General features: G+C 59.4%; 2 protein-coding genes. Both read left to right on the top strand.

What is annotated here, in order from left to right:
• Positions 1-1387, top strand: a 1387-nt coding sequence (gene mnmG, locus AAAB16_RS11735; protein ID WP_340663475.1) for a tRNA uridine-5-carboxymethylaminomethyl(34) synthesis enzyme MnmG, incomplete at its 5' end; no start/stop codon positions are given.
• Positions 1384-1632, top strand: a 249-nt coding sequence (locus AAAB16_RS11730) for an RsmG family class I SAM-dependent methyltransferase (protein WP_340663476.1), incomplete at its 3' end; no start/stop codon positions are given. The genes mnmG and AAAB16_RS11730, both read left to right, overlap by 4 nt.

The following is a 1632-nucleotide window of genomic DNA, read 5'->3' as shown; positions in this document are numbered from 1 at the left end:
CCACTCCGGTGGCCGCGCAGGTGATCCACCTTCCATCGCCCTCGCCCAGCGCCTGCGCGAGCACCCACTGCGGGTTGGTCGACTGAAAACCGGTACCCCTCCCCGTATCGATGGCCGCTCGGTGGACTTTTCGGTGATGAGCGAACAGCCAGGCGATACGCCGATCCCGGTTATGTCGTTCCTCGGCAACAAAGAACAACACCCACGTCAGGTCAGTTGCTGGATTACCCACACCAACGCCCGTACCCACGAAATCATCGCCGCCAACCTCAACCGTTCGCCGATGTATTCCGGGGTGATTGAAGGCATTGGCCCACGCTACTGCCCGTCGATTGAAGACAAAATTCACCGCTTTGCCGACAAAGACAGCCACCAGGTATTTATCGAGCCCGAAGGCCTGAATACCCATGAGCTGTATCCGAACGGTATCTCCACGTCGCTGCCTTTTGATGTGCAATTGGAACTGGTGCGCTCGATTCGCGGCATGGAAAACGCCCATATCGTTCGCCCGGGTTACGCCATCGAATACGACTACTTCGACCCGCGAGACTTGAAGTACAGCCTGGAAACCAAAGTGATTGCCGGCCTGTTCTTCGCCGGGCAAATCAACGGCACCACCGGCTACGAAGAAGCCGGCGCCCAAGGGCTGCTGGCGGGTGCCAACGCGGCATTGCGCGCGCAGGGCAAGGACAGCTGGTGTCCACGTCGCGACGAAGCCTATATCGGTGTGCTGGTCGACGACCTGATCACCTTGGGCACCCAAGAGCCCTATCGCATGTTCACCTCGCGTGCCGAGTACCGCCTGATTCTGCGTGAAGACAACGCCGACCTGCGCCTCACCGAAAAAGGCCGGGAGCTCGGTCTGGTTGACGACCGCCGTTGGGCGGCCTTCTGCGCCAAGCGCGAAGGCATCGAATTGGAAGAGCAGCGCCTGAAAAGCACCTGGGTTCGCCCTAATACGCCACAAGGCGATGCGATTGCCGCGCGCTTCGGCACACCGCTGACCCACGAGTACAACCTGCTCAATCTGCTGACCCGCCCGGAAGTGGATTACGCCGGGCTGATCGAAGTGACCGGGCCTGGCCACGAAGACCCGCAAGTGTCTGAGCAGGTCGAAATCAAGACCAAGTACGCCGGCTATATCGACCGTCAACAAGACGAGATCGCCCGTCTGCGTGCCAGTGAAAATACCAAGCTGCCAGCGGATATCGACTATGCCGCTATCGCTGGGCTATCGAAAGAAATCCAAAGCAAGCTTGGCCAGGCTCGCCCGGAAACGCTCGGCCAGGCCTCGCGTATTCCAGGTGTGACGCCAGCAGCCATTTCTCTGCTGATGATCAACTTGAAAAAACGCAGTGCCGGTCGTGAGCTGGAGCAAAGCGCCTGATGTCTTCTGTTACCGCGCAACACGCTGAAGAATTGTCCCGTGGCGCCGCTGAACTCGGCATTGAATTAAACGATCAGCAACACAGCCAACTGCTCGCCTACCTGGCGTTGCTGATCAAGTGGAACAAGGCCTACAACCTTACGGCTGTGCGCGACCCGGACGAAATGGTCTCGCGCCACCTGCTCGATAGCTTGAGTGTGGTTTCCCATGTGGCTGAGGGCGGTTCCACCTGGCTGGACGTCGGC

The sequence above is a fragment of the Pseudomonas sp. genome, assembly GCF_037994325.1.
Classification (GTDB): domain Bacteria; phylum Pseudomonadota; class Gammaproteobacteria; order Pseudomonadales; family Pseudomonadaceae; genus Aquipseudomonas.
Note: the sequence above shows the minus strand (reverse complement) of the source record. Positions and strands in the feature narration are given on the sequence as shown.